This is a genomic window from Halosimplex rarum (assembly GCF_047715405.1).
Taxonomy (GTDB): Archaea; Halobacteriota; Halobacteria; order Halobacteriales; family Haloarculaceae; genus Halosimplex; species Halosimplex rarum.
The window spans coordinates 3,520,844-3,535,330 of record NZ_CP180412.1 but is presented as its reverse complement, the minus strand read 5'-3'; the positions used below and the strand labels follow the sequence as shown (position 1 = coordinate 3,535,330).

Here is a 14,487-nt window from a genome sequence, read left to right as displayed (position 1 = left end):
TCTACAGGAGTTCCGTGCGAGAGGCGACGCCGGTCAGTAGGGGTCCGGATCGAGCGCGCCGTCCGAGAACTCCAGCGGGGCGAGCGGGCCGACAGTCACGTCGTCGCGCTGGCGCAAGTCCGCGGCGACCGGCTCCGAGACCACGAGCGAGTCGGGATCCATCGTACTCGGGATGCGAGCGACCCGCAGGTCGGCCGGGTCGGCGACGCCGGTGGTCGAGCAGGCCAGCACGAGCGCGGTGGCGTCGTCGGGGACGACGAACGGGAGTTTCGCCCGCCGGGGCTCGCCGCTCGTGACGATGTTGACGTACGTGTCGTGGAAGTCCACGTCGGCGACCAGATCGCGGTGGACGAAGTCGGCCAGACCGAACCCGACCGCGTTGCCGTGGGACGGGTCCGTCAGCGACCGGGCGTAGACCCGGGTGATCGACGGCGAGTCGGGCTCGGCCTCGCCGTGGAAGTCGTAGCGCCCGAGGACGTTCGTGTCCATCCCGGTCCCGGACTTGTCCTTGCCCATCGCGTCGACGACGAGGAGGTCGAGGTCGTCGACCGGGAGTTCGGCCAGGTGTTCGCGAGCGAGGTCCAGCAGTTCGGGTTCGCGGTCGAGCACGTCCGCGGCGTCGATGCCCTCGACGTGGGCGGCGCGGTGGTCCGCGTTCTCGACGACGGCGATCCCGCCGACGATGGGCGTCTCGCGGCGCAGGACCTCGTAGCGGTCGGCGATCACGTCGGCGAAGTCGGTCGCGATGGCGGCGTTGTGCAGCGACTCGGCGCCGCGGTGTTTGCCGAGGCCGATCACGGCCATCTTCGCGAGGCCGCTCTCGACGTCGCCCCGGAAGTCGGTGTGCGGTTTGACGCGGTTGGCGAGCAGGACGGCGTCGGCTTCGAGGGCGTCGCGAGCGGCGTAGACCGGCCGACCGAGGTCGTCCTCGCCGACGGCCTCGACGGCCATCGACGAGCGGATCTCGCAGCCGAGCGTCTCGGGGGTCGTCCCGAGCGCCGCGAGCGTCTCGCGCTGACCCTCCGCGGTCGCGCCGCCGTGGCTCCCCATCGCCGGGATCACGAACGGTTCGAATCCCCGCTCCTGCAGACGCTCGACCGCGGCCGCGAGGGCGGCCGGCATATCGTGGATCCCGCGGCTCCCGGCAGTGACCGCGACCGTCGCACCTGCGTCGAGGTCGTCGAACTCCGCGATGGCGTCCACGGCGTCGCGCGCGGCCGCGGCCACGTCCTCGACGGATTCCGGGTCCCGCTCGCGGTGGGCGACGGCGAACTCGGGCAAGTCGTCGACGGTGTACTCGTTGGCGCCGGCCAGGGCGTCGGCGTCCGGGAAGTCGACGTTCATCGGCCCTCGCCGGAATGCGCCGCCAGGGCGTCCTCGCGGGCGGCGCGGTTGCGCGCGATCCGCGCGGCGAGTTCGACGGCCTCGACCATGCTCCGCTCGCTCGCGACGCCCTCGCCGGCGATGTCGAAGGCCGTGCCGTGGTCGACGCTCGTGCGGACGATCGGCAGGCCGACGGTGACGTTGACGCCCGAGACGGCGTCGTCGCTGGCGAAGCCGAGCATCTTGATCGGGATGTGGCCCTGGTCGTGGTACATCGCCACCACGCAGTCGTAGTCGCCGGCGGCCGCCCGCGCGAAGACGGTGTCCGGCGATTCCGGGCCACGGACGTCCAGGCCGGCCGCGCGGGCGTCGTCGACTGCCGGTTCGATCTCGGTGCCCTCCGTGACGCCGAGGATACCCCCGTCGCCCGCGTGGGGGTTGAGCCCCGCGACCGCGATGGTCGGGTCCTCGACCCCGAGGTCGCGCATCCCCTCGTGGGTCAGGTCGACGGTCGTCCGGACCCGCCCGGTCGAGACCAGGTCGCAGGCCTCCGTCAGCGGGACGTGCGTGCTGACGTGCGTGACCGCGAGGTCGTAGTCGGCGGCCGAGCCGACGCTCTCTCCGTCTGCGGAGCCGACGCTCTCTCCGTCTGCGGAGCCGACGCTCTCTCCGTCTGTGGAGCCGACGCTGGCTCCGTTGGTAGAACCAACGCCCTCCACGAGCATCATCGCATAGTCGTCCGTGCCGGTCGCGTCGGCGAGCAGTCCGGTGTGACCCGCGTGTTCGCAGCCCGCGAGGCGCGTCGCCTGCTTGTTGATCGGCGCGGTCGCGACGGCGTCGACCGCCCCCGCGGTCGCGAGGTCGATCGCCCGTCGGACGTAGTCGAGGCTCGCCGCGCCGTAGGCCTCCCTGACGACGCCGTGCTCCAGGGCCTCCGCGTCGACGTTGTCCAGGTCGAGCACGGGGATCGTTCCGGGTTCGGCGGTCGCCCCGGCCGCCGACTCGACGGCGGCGACGGCGAGGTCGCTGTCGCGCGTCTCGACGGCCGCCCGCAGCACGTCGGCGTCGCCGACGACGAGCGGGCCGGCCGCGTCGAGCAGCGCCGGATACGCCCCGACGACGACCTCCGGGCCGACGCCCGCGGGGTCGCCCATCGTCACGGCGACTGTCGGTCGCTCCATGCTACGCACCCACCGCGTCCAGACAGTTGAGGATGACTCTTCGGTCGCCGAAGCCGCCGGCCTTCGTGACGACCCGCGTCCCCGCCGCCGGCCCCGCGGTGATCTGCCCCACCGGGACGCCGTCGGCGACCGACTCGCCAGCGAGCGCGAGTTCCGCCGCGTCGAGCGCGTCGAGGACCGACCCGGCCACGTCGCCGCCGGTGAGGAACAGCCCGCCGAGGGCCGCGCCGTCGACGGTCGCCCGCGCGGCCGCGGCGAGGGCCGTCGCGATCCTGTCGGCGGCCACCGCGTCGACGTCCGCAGCCCCTCGCTCGGCCACCCTCACGTCGTCGGCGCCGGTCGCGGCAGTCACCACCGCTCGCCCGCGCCGGCCGAGCGAATCGGTGAGGGCGTCCGCGGCCGCACGACCGACCGTTTCCGGGTCCCGGACTGCGGCCGCCGGATCGAGTGTCACCACGACCGCGTCGTCCACCGGCGCGAGTTGCGCGAGCGTCCGCTCGTTGACGCTCCCGACGACGCCGAGAACGCCCGATTCGCCGCTCGAATCGGCGCGCGGATCGGCTGCCGCCGGGGACTCACCCGGGACTGCGACGCGGGCCGCGAGGCCGCCGCTCCCGACATAGAGCGCGTTCGGACCCGTCGACGCCGCCCCGTCCGCGATCGCTGCGAGGTGGTCGTCGGTGGCCGCGTCGCAGATCGCCAGCGCCGGCCGGTTACTGGACGCGATTGCGGTAAGTCGGTCCGCGACGGCGTCCGCCCCAGCTTCGACCGTCGGCGATTCGACGCGAGCGGCCGGATAGTCGGACGGCGCGAACAGGGTTCGCAGGGCCGACTCGCTCGCGCCGTATCCCGCCTCGGCCAGCGGCGTGCCGTCGACGAGGTGGCGGCCGCCTTCGGTGGTCCGCCCCGTCGCCGGGAACGCGGGCGCGACGACGGCCAGGTCCGCTCGCGCCGCCGCGACGGCCGCGTCGACCTCCGCGACGACGTTGCCCCGGAGCGTCGAGTCGACCTTCTTGTAGACGAGTTCGGCGGGGTGGGCGTCGACTGCGCGCGCGACGGCGGTCGCGGCCGCCGCGGGGTCGTCGTCGCGGCTGTCCGTGTCGACGACGAGCACGTCGGCGTGGCCGGTGTCGGAGGGATCTCCCCCGACGGCGCGGCGGACCCGAACGGACCGACCGCGCGCGGCGAAGCCGTGACCCGTGTCCATCGCGCCGGTGAGGTCGTCGGCGACGACGAGCGCGCTTGGCATTGCCACGGATATCCCTCGCTCGTATTTAATCGCCTCCCTCGGAGCGCGCTTCGACCGCGGGAACCCGACGGCGTGCTCACGAGCGGCCTGTGATTTATTCGCCTGACGGCCTAACCGATCGCATGAGCGAACCGAACCAGGCGGTCGTCGACGAGGCCGTCCGAGAGGGGGAGTCGATGGGCGCTCGCGACCTGGTCGAGTTGATCGAACGCTATCACCGGGAGGCCGGCGTCGAATGGGCGACGGTCGAGGCCTACGCCGCGGAACTCGAAGCGCGCGACGACTACGCCTTCGACGCGGAGGACTTCCTCGCCCACGTCGACGCGAACACGACCGACGCCGACTGGTGGGAAGGCGGGGTGTACTACGAGATCGGCGACAGCGTCGACGACCGCCGGATCAGCCTGTTTCCGGCGGCGTGGCACGAGCGGCTCGGCGGGTCGACCGACGTGCGCGAGTACGTCGAGTTCATGCTGGACGAGGACCCCGACTACCTCGACGACCTCTCGCTCGGCGGCCCCGGCGGGGGCGTCCCGGAGAAGGCGGTCGTCGAGGCGCTCATGCTCCTCGGTCGGGTCGACCGCCCGGACGCGAACACCGCGATAAACGAGGCGCGCGAACGAGACGACATCGCCGAGGACGCCGACCAGAGCCCCGACGCGCACATCTACCTCCCCGAGCGCACGTCCGAGGACCTGAGCAGTGGGTGAGAACCGCGGTCAGAACCTCGCTCCGGGTCGGCAGGTCAGTCGTCCGCGGAGACGACGGCGTCGGCCTGCCCGTCGCCCGTCCCGGTCGAATCGCGCTCCAGCGCGTCGAGTCCGCCGGCGAAGTAGCCGATCATGAACGTGGCGATGACGACGACGAGGAGTCCGACCCGGTCCGCGAACGAGACCGACACCGCGTAGACGGCCTGGAACGCGACCAAGACGACGAACGCCTGGCCCGCAGCGCTCCACCCGTTGTCGCGCCAGCTCCGGCCGACGCTCGCGTAGTCGGGATGGTCGCGCACGAGTCGCCCACCGATCAGACCGAGGACGAGCACAGAGATCCCGGCCGCGGTCGTGAGCACGGGATCAGTACCGAGCCACCAGAGTCCCGCACCGCTGCCGAGGCCGAGGGCGACCGAGAGGGCTCGATGACGTGTCGTTCGCGTCATACCATCCGGTACGGTCGGGGAGCGGAAAAGGTCATCGAGACGGACACTCTCGGACCCGATCTCGCGGACCGGAAAACCGCGTCTGAATCGGGTATGCAGCGATTTTCGGCCCGTCTGTCGGCGAGTGACCCGCAGTCACCAATCCAGCGCCGCGGCGGCGCACGCCCGCCGTGACCTATCGGATATCGAACCGATCCGGACCCTATAGATACATATTCTGTCATACCGTTCGGGCCGACTGGCGGCCCGAATCGTCGGCCCAAAATATCGCCGCTTCGGTCGCTCCGAATTCGGCCTCGATCGAGGTATCAGTCGCTCTATTGTCAGTAACGGCTCGCTCTCGCCCGTAGGACCCGATTACTTCCCCGCTCAGGCGACGTGGTGTCCGAAATACCCGGATCGTCGCCGGGCAGTCGACCGTCCCGCGGTGTGATATCGCGTCTCACGGGTGTACAGTTATCCGGCAGGTATCTTGACTAACGTTCGTGTTACACCCTGTTTTTCGATTATCATCCCGTTTGTCGCACAGTAATCGATGTTCGATCAGTTAATTGCCCATTACTCCCCACCGGGCGTATGATTTTTCACGATCACCGTGTTATGATCACTCGTATGGGGTTCGGGAGCTACGACGAATCAGAACAAGAGAACCAGGAGCTTGACGCCGACCTCGAAGACGAGGACGGAGTCAACACGGCAGAAAACACACACGACGGAGACGTGTCCTACGAGTTCGACGCCTCGAACGACGAGCTGTTGGACCGGCTGGAGGACATCAAGGACAACACGTGAAGACAGGGGTCCGCGCCCTCGGTGTGGCCGAATCGTACCGAGGGCAGCACAGCACGCTGGCCGGCGCCGTCGTCCGCGCGAGCCGGGTCGTCGACGGGTTCGCGTTCGACACCTGCGCGGTGGGCGGCACCGACGCCAGCGAAACGGTCGCCTCGCTGGTCGATAGCCTCGACCGCGAGGACGTGCGGTACGTACTTCTCGCGGGCATCGCGCCCGCGTGGTTCAACCTCTTCGACCTGCCGGCGATCCGCGAGCGCGTCGACCGACCGGTCCTCTCGGTCAGCTTCGAGGCGAGCGAGGGCCTGGAGTCCGCGCTCCGCGACGCCTTCGACGGCGACGCCCTCGACGAGCGCCTGGCGACCTACCGCCGTCAGCCCGACCGACGGCCCGTGACTGTCGGCGGCGAGACGGTCTACGTCCGCTCGGCGGGGCTCGACGACGAGGAGGCCGCCGACGTGGTCAGGGCGTTCACGCCCGAGGGCGGCCGGCCGGAACCGCTCCGGGTCGCGCGGCTGGCCGCTCGCGCCGCCGACGAGCGGTTCGGCGGTGCGGACTCGGCGTAACCAGTCGCTCCCGGGCGGGGACCGACCCGGTTATAGGCCTGCCCGGTGGACGGGGAGACATGAGCGACGGCGCGATGGACGGCCTCGAAGTGACCGCCTGCGAGCGGTGCCCGACGCTCGTCGAGTGCCGCAGCCGCATCGTCAACGGCACCGGACCCGGGGACGCGGACCTGCTGTTCGTCGGCGAGGCCCCCGGCCAGTACGAGGACGAACAGGGCGAGCCGTTCGTCGGCCGCAGCGGCGACGTGCTCGACGACGGCCTCCGCGACGCCGGCCTCGACCGCGGCGACGTACGCATCACCAACTGCGTCCGCTGTCGCCCGCCCGACAACCGCGACCCGACCGACGACGAACTCGCGAACTGCCGGGGGTATCTCGAAACGGAGATCGACCGGATCGACCCCGAGGTCGTCGTCACGCTCGGGAAGGTGCCCGCAGAACACCTGCTCGAACGCGACGTCGGCGTCACGAACGAGGCCGGCGACGTCGTCGAGGCCGAACTCGGGCGCGAGCGGCGGCGGGTACTGATCTGCGTTCATCCTGCGGCGACGCTGTACGACCCTTCCCAGCGCGACACGTTCGCGTCGACGCTGGAACGGGCCGCCGAGTTCACCGACGAGACGAGCGGCCAGTCGCGCATCGGCGACTTCTGACTGGTCCGGATCCGCGCTCTCGATACTACCCACCGGACGGCCGGCGAGCCGGTCCGGACGGAAAGCGACTTGTCCGCGGTGTTCGTAGGCTCCCCCATGAACACGCGACAGACCGCGGCCGAGGTCGTCGTGGTCGACTACGGGCTGGGGAACCTCCGGAGCGTCACGCGCGGCCTCGAACGCGCGGGCGCGACCGTCGAGCTCAGCGACGACCCCGGTGACTTCGACGGCGCCGACGGGATCGTCCTCCCTGGCGTCGGCGCCTTCTCCGAGGGGATGGACAACGCCGGCCCCTTCCGCGACGCGCTGGTCGACCAGGCCGAGGCCGGTACGCCCCTGTTCGGCATCTGCCTCGGCATGCAGATGCTCCTCACGAGCAGCGAGGAGGCCGAGCGCGAGGGACAGGGGGGCGTGCAGGGACTCGACCTCGTCCCCGGCCGGAACGTCCGCTTCCAGGGCGACCTGAAGGTGCCACACATGGGCTGGAACGAACTCGACGTCCAGCGCGACCACCCGCTCGTCGAGGGGGTCGACGGCCAGTACGCCTACTTCGTCCACTCCTACTACGCCGAGCCCGACGACGCCGACGCCGTCGTCGCGACGACCGACTACGGGACGGACTTCGCCTCCGTCGTCGCCAACGACCGCGGCAACGTCTTCGGTACCCAGTTCCACCCCGAGAAGTCCGGCGAGACCGGCCTGCGGATCCTGCGCAACTTCGTGGACGTCTGCGTCGAGCGGTGACGACGGCGGGCCGCACCCGCCGATGACTTCTTAACGGCGTCCGTCGACTGTTCGCAGTATGTTTTCCCCAGCAGTCGACCTCTCGGCGCTAGCGCTGCACGTCGATCTCTCGTCGTTCGTCCTCCAGATCGACGTGGACGTGAACCTCGATCCGGTCGCCAACGTCGTCGGGAGCGCCGTCGGATCCTTCCTGACGACGCTGATCGTCGGCGCAATTCTCGTCGCCGTCGCCCCGGAGTTCACCGAAGACCGGATGGCCGCGGTGTTGGACGACCCCGTCGGGTCGTTCGTCTACGGATTCCTCGTCCTGATCTTCGCGGTACTCGCGATCCTGATCCTCTTTTTCACGCTGATCGGGATTCCGCTCGCGCTCGGTCTCGGACTGCTCACCTACGTCGTCTGGGCCGTCGGCGCCGCCGTCGCCTTCCTCGCCATCGCCGAGCGCCTCGTCGGCCGGGACGGCGACGACTGGCTGAAACCCCTCGTCGTCGCCGCCGCGATGAACGGCGGCCTCGTCCTGACCGGCATCGGCGGCCTCGTCGCCTTCTGTATCGGCGCCGCCGGCTTCGGCGCCGTCCTCGAAGACCGGCTCTGAGCGCGGCCGGTTCCGGCCGACGCATCAGGCGTCTACCGGTCGCTCCCCGTCCGGTACGGTGATCGTCGCGGTCGTCCCGCCAGCGGTGTCGACGACGATATCCCCGCCGAGCGCCGTCGCGCCCCAGTCGGCCAGCCAGAGGCCGAGTCCCGACCCGTGTTCCAGCGCCGACTCCGCGCCCGCGGTGAGGACGGCGAGTTCGTGGTCCGGCACGCCCGGCCCGTCGTCGGCGACGGCGACCGCGACCTCCCCGTCCCGCCGCTCGGCCGAGAGTTCGACCGTCGGCGCCTCACCGGCGTGTTCGAGTGCGTTCTCCAGCAGCGCCCCGACGACGACCTGCAGGACCGCGGGATCGGTCGTGACCGCCACGTCGGGCGCGTCGACGGTCACCGTTCCGTCCTCGCTCCCGTCGACGTGCTCGTCTCGGACCTCTGCGAGCAGGTCGTCGACGGCGACTCGGTCCGAGCGCGGGTCGCTGTCGATGACGCGCTCGACCGTCCGCGCCTTCTCCCCGAGCGCCGCCAGTTCGGTCGATTTCGAGGCCGCACGGTCGAGCATCGACCGGACCTCGTCGTCGTCGACGCGCTCGGCCGCCGCCTCTGTGAATCCCTGCACCACCGTCATGTCGTTGCGGAGGTTGTGTCGGAGGACGCGGTTGAGGACGTCGAGGCGCTGCTCGCGCCGGCGCTCGTCGGTCACGTCCTGGAAGACGACCGTGTGGCCGACGTGCGTCCCGCCCGCGTCCGAGAGAGGGGTCGCCGTCACCGCGTAGATCCGCTGGCGCCCGCCGTCACGGACCGTCACTACGTCGTCCGCACCGATGACGCCCTCCCCGGCGGCGGGGTCGTCCCCGCTGGCCGAGTCGGCGTCTTCCTCGCCGAGCAGTGCGTCGAGCGGCCGCGTCAGCGCCGCCGCCTTCGTCACGCCGAAGGCCGTCTCCGCCGCGCCGTTGAGCGTGACGACCCGGCGCTGTTCGTCGACGATGACCACCGGCGCGCCGAGGTCGTCGATCGCCGCTCGCTCGCCCGCCCGTCGCGTCGCCGGGTGGAACTCGAACATGTCGCTCCGGGCGAATGCGTACGCGTCGAGGGCGACGTGCGGGACGAACGCGGCCGTCGCGAGGTTCACCTCCGGGATCGGCCCCGCGCCGTAGAGCCAGCCGAGCACCGCGACCACCGGTGGAATCGTGCTCAACCCGACCGCGATCGCCTCCCGGCGGTAGAGCGGCCCGTAGCTGACGACCGTGTCGAACAGCACGAGGCTCCCGACGGCGATCAGCGAGACGCCGGCCGTCGCCGCGACGACCGCCCACAGCCGCATATCGTAGGTCGCCCCCGCCATCCCCGCGACCGGGACCACCGCGAAGTCGGTCCACGCCAGCCCGTGGAGCGGGTTCGTCGCCCCGATCAGCCCGATCAGCAGCGGGAAGGCCGCGACGCCCCGCCACCAGCGATCGACGATGGTCCCGCGACCGGTGTACGCCAGCGCGAACGCCAGGAAGTAGACGCCGGTCCCGGCCATCGCCGCCCACGAGACGACCTCCAGCGCCCAGCGGATCGGCTCGGCGAACGTGAGGAGCGCGACCCCGTACGCGACGCTCCACACAGTCTGGAAGGAGAGACTCGCGAGGAACCAGTCCGCACCGGGCTTGTCGCGGTAGCGCCAGAGGTACCGGACCAGCAGCACGGTGCCGCCCGCGGCCAGCAACGAGGCCACCGCTGGCCACGGGACGGGTGCCATAGGTAGTACAGCGAGTACAGCTACTTCGGGATTTGGGTGCTGGATACTCGCGGTGTTCGGTCCACGTGCGTATTGAGCGCTGGATTTTATGATAGATTCTGGGGATCTACGAGGATTCGGGCAAGAAACAGTGCGCGTATCTTGCGTAAGCCGTTCTGGTTAAACGCGTTCTCACGAGTGGAAATAGACGTTGACATCAATGGAGTCGCCTGTCCGTAATTAGTGCCGATCGATGTCGACAAATCAGTAACGGCAATTGCACTGTACAGATACTGATCGAAACCCGTGTAGACCGATTAAACCGGAAGACGGATCGCCAGGGTGGATCATTCGCTCCGCCCCCCGGTTCACGGGCGTGAGTGGTGTGTGAGACCCCTGGTCCCTTCGTAGGTTCGTATTTCCGGGTTGTTAGTTTCTTCATACCCATTTACCGGGGAACATATTACTGATTCGAGGCATGTACGTACCGCAGAACGACGTTGAGTCCTCGCACTGTTCTACGTGGGACGAGCTCGAACAACGTCCCGATGGTGTGGACCAAACAGTCCCGATCGTCTGCTCGTGGTCTCGTTGCGCTCTGACACGAGAACCGCCGAAGGTCGCGGAACGGGAGGCCCATGACGATGTTCTTTAGAGGGACCTCCCGTTTCTCCCCCGTTCCGTTCTGGGTGGCACTGTTGGTCGTAGCGATTCTCCTCCTAATCGGCGGAACCGCCGGTCCGATCGCCGCTACGAACGTGAGCGAGACCGCCTACGTCGAACCGGTCCCCGAGCCAGGCGACCAATATTTCGAAGCCCAAGATCCCGATGGCGAGTGGATAAGCTACGTCAACCCGCGCGACGAGTACCGCAGCCCGTACCTCGGGAATGGATCTGCAAAGATCTGTGTCACCCTTCTCAACGAAGTCGGCGAACCGATCATCGGTGAGAGCGTGCCGAATACGACGGTAACAGTCCCCACCGGCGAATCGATCGGGTGGCATAGTTCCGCGGATCCGATTACGGTCCAATACCCGCTTACCCAGCACTACGACCGTCCGCTTGACGCCGACCAGTTCGGCACGAACCCGGAGCTCCCGCAGGGGGACGGATACCTCGACTCGCATTGCGTGGAGTTCCACGGGCTCTCGAGTAACGAAACAATCGAGTTCGGGGAAGCGTCGATCGATGGACCGTCCGCGCACAAAATCGAGCTCGTCGGATACATCGAACAGTCAAGACAGACCTGGGATTCGACGGTGGATCCAACCGTCGATCCGGTATCCTACGAGGAAACGGGCGGAGGGTGGAGCTTCACGCCGCAGGCGTCTCACGGGCAGGTCGTCGTGGTTCTGCAACTCGTTGACAAAGAGAGCGGCACCGATCAGTCGGCCGAGCTGCCGGAACAGACTAGCGACGACACGGAGTCGTCTGCGGAAGACGACCCGACCGGTTCAGACACCAGCACACACTCAGCAGACGATGAGGCAGGGGTGAATCACGATGCCGGTACTGGGGATCGTGAGTTCGTATCAAGCGGCGTCGCCGATCGGTTGGTCCTGCTAGGTGCTGGGCTCCTCGCGATGGTCGGGTCACTTGCCGTCGTCTGGCACTCTCGATTCCGTTGATCCGGCCGTGGCGAATCGCTAGACAGAGCTTGATTTCACGGTGTCACGGCTCGCTTGATGTTGTGAACGACACACTTCAGGGCGATTTCGCGGAACTCCCGAAACCACGCTCGCGCACGCACGGCATCGCCGAGCGTGCGCTTTATCGTCGAGAAGACGGATTCACACGTCGATCGTTGGCGGTAGCGAGGCCTATCGATCCGCGCGTTGTGCGCGTAGTCGATGGGCCGGAACTCGCGGTGTTTGATCAGCGGTCTCATCCCCTCTTCGCGGAGTTTTTCGCGTAATTCCATCCAGTCGTAGCCTTTGTCTGCAGCGAGGCTGGCGAGGCGCCCGCGTTGCGGCGGGCGACCTGCCAGTCGAGCTGTGTGTCGTGCGTTTTCTCGGTCGTACAGTGAACGTCCAGAATCGCGTGGCTGTCTGTGTCGACGAGAGCGGTCGTTTTGAGCGTCTGGACGCGGTAATTCGTCCGGCGGCAGTAGTGTTTGCTGGCGGTTTCGCGGTCGAAAAACGTCGCGTCGATCGCGGCGTGACCGCTCGGGTCGTGCAGCTGCGCCGAGAGGCGCAGCAGCACTCGCCAGAGTCCGGTCTTGATCCTGTCAAATCACTTGACTAGCGTCTAGTGGTCGGGGAGATCGACCGCGTTGAGGCCGATATCCCCGAGTATTTGTGGCATCTCACTCAGCAGGTCGAGGGTTTCTCCGTACGATTTCTCCAGGTAAACCCGCAGACAGTGCAGCGACAGTACCGCATACTCGGCCAAGCCGCCGCCCCCGAAGGGGGTGGCGACGTCGCCTCGCCCACCAACAGCATTTTTGGTTAACGTCACGACCTTCTCAGTGAAGCGGGAAATTTTCGACATGGACATCGACGGTTTCCCGCTTCACTTTCCTAGTTCTAACGGTTGAAGCCGACGCCGTACTGCGATTCACCAGATCCGTTGATCCAAGTGTTGAGACACATTCCCCTACGGTGACGGCGTGCTCGTGAAACCTGACGACTTCTGAACTGGCCGCAGGTAGCGGTTGAGCCTACGTTTGCCACACGCTCCGAGCCGCGGCAATAAGTTCGGTTGCGCGGAAAGTAGAGAAAGCGACCCGAGCGGGCTAGAGGCTCACCCTTCAGTCGCAGCCACACTCCGGGATCGACTCGACGTCGACCGTCGCGATCTTCTCGCCGTCGTACATGAATATCACTGTGCAGACGTCTTTCTTGTTTTTGGTCCAGAAGTATTTGCAGTCGTGCTTGTCAACTCTAACCTTGCCGCCCTTTTTCGTTCCCTTCAGCTTGTAGGAGAACTTCAGATCGTGTTTCGTGTCGTTGTGGACGGCGTGTTTGATACGTTTGTCTGTTTTGCATTTCGCCTTGAACCGAACATCATTTTTCACATCCGGCTTCTTTTTGTCGTCCTCTTTCTCATCTTCGTCGGTATCGTCTGGCGTGTCGGTATCGTCTGGCGTGTCGGTATCGTCTGGCGTGTCGGTATCGTCTGGCGTGTCGGTATCGTCTGGCGTGTCGGTATCGTCGGGCGTGTCGGTATCGTCTGGCGTGTCGGTATCGTCTGGCGTGTCGGTATCGTCGGGCGTGTCGGTATCGTCGGGCGTGTCGGTATCGTCTGGCGTGTCGGTATCGTCTGGCGTGTCGGTATCGTCGGGCGTGTCGGTATCGTCTGGCGTGTCGGTATCGTCTGGCGTGTCGGTATCGTCTGGCGTGTCGGTATCGTCGGGCGTGTCGGTATCGTCTGGCGTGTCGGTATCGTCTGGCGTGTCGGTATCGTCTGGCGTGTCGGTATCGTCTGGCGTGTCGGGGTCTGTCGTGGAGTGGTCGCAGCCTGTAACTGTCGCCATTTGCAGATTGACTGCAGTCTGTGCGTACAGGCACCCGTCCACCGTTGCTCCAGTAAGCACATCTATCTTCGCTTGAGTCAGTACGACCCCCGAGAATTGGGCGTTCGTTCCGATCTCCACGCCGGCACCGCCAGCGACCTGCCAGAAGATGTTCTCGACCTGGGCGCCACCACTCAAGACGACGTTCGTGCCGCTGGCCGTCGTAAGATTGCCATCGATCTGGAAGATCCAGATATCATCCGGACCACCCTCGAGAGTAACGTCGTCGCTTATTGAAACGGCCGAGCTCCAGTTGTAGACCCCAGGAACCAGGGTCTCACCGCCGATGTCTCCACCGTTTACGTCTTGGAATTCAGGTACGCGGTTGGCAGCATCGGTATACGCTGATTCCATATCGCTCACAGCCGTGGTCAACTCGGATGGGGTCGGGTCATCGTAGTCAGCCGCGTATACACGTCCGCCCACTTGATCCGATGTCGCGTATTCGCCTGAGGAATCCAGCTCCAAAGCGAAACCAGTGATGGCAGTCGAGTCGATTGGGCTCACACCGATATCTCCCGTCACATCGGAATCGGGAACACTATCGATTCCCGATTTCGCTAGGATCGTATAGTTACCGGCCGCCCCTAGATCGACTGAGTCCGGCTGTTCTTGGCTTGTGACGCGTGATACCCCGAACGTAGTCAATCCCGCTGCTGACAACAGTCCCAGGTATGTTCTTCTGTTGAGTGGCAATTTGTGATCACTCCACTCATTCATCAATCTGATGATCATATTGTTACACGTGGCTTTGTGTATAGTAATCTCAGCATGAAATTTCGATTAGTCAGTCAATAAGTTATACACATGGATGAATATACACTTTCCCAGGGTTCCAATCACTCGGGCTTGGTGAGTAAACAATTCACTCAGCTCGGCGAGCCGTCCGGCGATATTGCTTAAAATTCTCGAAACGGCACGACAAGCTCCATCACCATATCGTCTTACGCTATCTCAAAGCCCGGTAGATAGTGAAGGAACGTTCGTCGTCAACA

At 66.6% G+C, this 14,487-nt stretch carries 14 protein-coding genes and 1 pseudogene; 7 read left to right on the top strand and 8 right to left on the bottom strand.

From position 1 onward, the window contains the following. Nucleotides 1-33: 33 nt before the first annotated feature. Genes ACMGFH_RS16860 through ACMGFH_RS16850 form a run of 3 tightly spaced genes read right to left on the bottom strand, consistent with a single transcriptional unit; the run spans nucleotide 34 to nucleotide 3,753 of the window. Complete coding sequence (locus ACMGFH_RS16860) at nucleotides 34-1,344, bottom strand: DUF362 domain-containing protein (RefSeq protein WP_415379621.1); 1,311 nt, start codon at nucleotides 1,342-1,344, stop codon at nucleotides 34-36. Then, nucleotides 1,341-2,504 (bottom strand): PdxA family dehydrogenase, encoded by a 1,164-nt coding sequence (locus tag ACMGFH_RS16855; RefSeq protein WP_415379620.1) that lies wholly within the window; start codon nucleotides 2,502-2,504, stop codon nucleotides 1,341-1,343. The genes ACMGFH_RS16860 and ACMGFH_RS16855 overlap by 4 nt, the downstream gene beginning before the upstream one ends. A gap of 1 nt (nucleotide 2,505) precedes the next feature. Continuing rightward, complete coding sequence (locus ACMGFH_RS16850) at nucleotides 2,506-3,753, bottom strand: four-carbon acid sugar kinase family protein (protein ID WP_415379619.1); 1,248 nt, start codon at nucleotides 3,751-3,753, stop codon at nucleotides 2,506-2,508. Nucleotides 3,754-3,875: 122 nt separating this feature from the next. On the opposite strand from ACMGFH_RS16850, the gene ACMGFH_RS16845 reads away from it, so the two are divergent. Continuing rightward, on the top strand, nucleotides 3,876-4,463 hold the full coding sequence (locus ACMGFH_RS16845) for a hypothetical protein (RefSeq protein WP_415379618.1): 588 nt from the start codon (nucleotides 3,876-3,878) through the stop codon (nucleotides 4,461-4,463). Between the two features lie 35 nt (nucleotides 4,464-4,498). On the opposite strand, the gene ACMGFH_RS16840 is transcribed toward ACMGFH_RS16845, so the two are convergent. Next, nucleotides 4,499-4,912: a hypothetical protein gene (locus ACMGFH_RS16840; protein WP_415379617.1), complete on the bottom strand. Its 414-nt coding sequence runs from the start codon at nucleotides 4,910-4,912 to the stop codon at nucleotides 4,499-4,501. Between the two features lie 612 nt (nucleotides 4,913-5,524). Here ACMGFH_RS16840 and ACMGFH_RS16835 point away from each other — a divergent pair. The 5 genes from ACMGFH_RS16835 (at nucleotide 5,525) to ACMGFH_RS16815 (ending at nucleotide 8,259) form a co-directional block, all read left to right on the top strand. After that, nucleotides 5,525-5,704 carry a DUF5786 family protein gene (locus ACMGFH_RS16835; protein WP_274321919.1) on the top strand — a complete coding sequence of 60 codons (180 nt, stop codon included), beginning with the start codon at nucleotides 5,525-5,527 and terminating at the stop codon, nucleotides 5,702-5,704. Continuing rightward, nucleotides 5,701-6,267 (top strand): DUF99 family protein, encoded by a 567-nt coding sequence (locus ACMGFH_RS16830; protein WP_415379616.1) that lies wholly within the window; start codon nucleotides 5,701-5,703, stop codon nucleotides 6,265-6,267. Before ACMGFH_RS16835 ends, ACMGFH_RS16830 begins: the two co-directional genes overlap by 4 nt. A gap of 59 nt (nucleotides 6,268-6,326) precedes the next feature. Next, entirely contained in the window at nucleotides 6,327-6,920 is a 594-nt protein-coding gene (locus ACMGFH_RS16825; RefSeq protein ID WP_415379615.1) for a uracil-DNA glycosylase, read from the top strand. Between the two features lie 96 nt (nucleotides 6,921-7,016). Continuing rightward, nucleotides 7,017-7,664 carry an imidazole glycerol phosphate synthase subunit HisH gene (gene hisH / locus ACMGFH_RS16820; protein ID WP_415379614.1) on the top strand — a complete coding sequence of 216 codons (648 nt, stop codon included), beginning with the start codon at nucleotides 7,017-7,019 and terminating at the stop codon, nucleotides 7,662-7,664. Nucleotides 7,665-7,722: 58 nt separating this feature from the next. After that, the gene (locus ACMGFH_RS16815; RefSeq protein WP_415379613.1) at nucleotides 7,723-8,259 is read left to right on the top strand and encodes a hypothetical protein; all 537 of its coding nucleotides are present in this window, start codon (nucleotides 7,723-7,725) and stop codon (nucleotides 8,257-8,259) included. Nucleotides 8,260-8,283: 24 nt separating this feature from the next. Here the strand turns inward: ACMGFH_RS16815 and ACMGFH_RS16810 are convergent, their stop codons facing one another. After that, the gene (locus ACMGFH_RS16810; protein WP_415379612.1) at nucleotides 8,284-9,999 is read right to left on the bottom strand and encodes a histidine kinase N-terminal 7TM domain-containing protein; all 1,716 of its coding nucleotides are present in this window, start codon (nucleotides 9,997-9,999) and stop codon (nucleotides 8,284-8,286) included. Between the two features lie 617 nt (nucleotides 10,000-10,616). Here ACMGFH_RS16810 and ACMGFH_RS16805 point away from each other — a divergent pair. Continuing rightward, the gene (locus ACMGFH_RS16805; protein ID WP_415379611.1) at nucleotides 10,617-11,606 is read left to right on the top strand and encodes a PGF-CTERM sorting domain-containing protein; all 990 of its coding nucleotides are present in this window, start codon (nucleotides 10,617-10,619) and stop codon (nucleotides 11,604-11,606) included. 35 nt (nucleotides 11,607-11,641) lie between these two features. On the opposite strand, the pseudogene ACMGFH_RS16800 reads toward ACMGFH_RS16805, so the two are convergent. The 3 genes and pseudogenes from ACMGFH_RS16800 to ACMGFH_RS16790 form a co-directional block, all read right to left on the bottom strand. Next, a pseudogene (locus tag ACMGFH_RS16800) lies at nucleotides 11,642-12,180 on the bottom strand (IS5 family transposase). Nucleotides 12,181-12,225: 45 nt separating this feature from the next. Next, nucleotides 12,226-12,474, bottom strand: coding sequence for a hypothetical protein (locus ACMGFH_RS16795; protein ID WP_415379610.1), 249 nt, complete (start codon nucleotides 12,472-12,474; stop codon nucleotides 12,226-12,228). Nucleotides 12,475-12,727: 253 nt separating this feature from the next. After that, nucleotides 12,728-13,999, bottom strand: coding sequence for an ice-binding family protein (locus ACMGFH_RS16790; RefSeq protein WP_415379608.1), 1,272 nt, complete (start codon nucleotides 13,997-13,999; stop codon nucleotides 12,728-12,730). Nucleotides 14,000-14,487 lie beyond the last annotated feature (488 nt).

Excerpts from the sequence above, each read along its gene's own strand:
- ACMGFH_RS16860 (WP_415379621.1), bottom strand. The coding sequence starts at position 1,344 with ATGAACGTCGACTTCCCGGACGCCGACGCCCTGGCCGGCGCCAACGAG.
- ACMGFH_RS16855 (WP_415379620.1), bottom strand. The coding sequence starts at position 2,504 with ATGGAGCGACCGACAGTCGCCGTGACGATGGGCGACCCCGCGGGCGTC.
- ACMGFH_RS16850 (WP_415379619.1), bottom strand. The coding sequence starts at position 3,753 with ATGCCAAGCGCGCTCGTCGTCGCCGACGACCTCACCGGCGCGATGGAC.
- ACMGFH_RS16845 (WP_415379618.1), top strand. The coding sequence starts at position 3,876 with ATGAGCGAACCGAACCAGGCGGTCGTCGACGAGGCCGTCCGAGAGGGG.
- ACMGFH_RS16840 (WP_415379617.1), bottom strand. The coding sequence starts at position 4,912 with ATGACGCGAACGACACGTCATCGAGCCCTCTCGGTCGCCCTCGGCCTC.
- ACMGFH_RS16835 (WP_274321919.1), top strand. The coding sequence starts at position 5,525 with ATGGGGTTCGGGAGCTACGACGAATCAGAACAAGAGAACCAGGAGCTT.
- ACMGFH_RS16825 (WP_415379615.1), top strand. The coding sequence starts at position 6,327 with ATGAGCGACGGCGCGATGGACGGCCTCGAAGTGACCGCCTGCGAGCGG.
- hisH (WP_415379614.1), top strand. The coding sequence starts at position 7,017 with ATGAACACGCGACAGACCGCGGCCGAGGTCGTCGTGGTCGACTACGGG.
- ACMGFH_RS16815 (WP_415379613.1), top strand. The coding sequence starts at position 7,723 with ATGTTTTCCCCAGCAGTCGACCTCTCGGCGCTAGCGCTGCACGTCGAT.
- ACMGFH_RS16810 (WP_415379612.1), bottom strand. The coding sequence starts at position 9,999 with ATGGCACCCGTCCCGTGGCCAGCGGTGGCCTCGTTGCTGGCCGCGGGC.
- ACMGFH_RS16805 (WP_415379611.1), top strand. The coding sequence starts at position 10,617 with ATGACGATGTTCTTTAGAGGGACCTCCCGTTTCTCCCCCGTTCCGTTC.
- ACMGFH_RS16795 (WP_415379610.1), bottom strand. The coding sequence starts at position 12,474 with ATGTCCATGTCGAAAATTTCCCGCTTCACTGAGAAGGTCGTGACGTTA.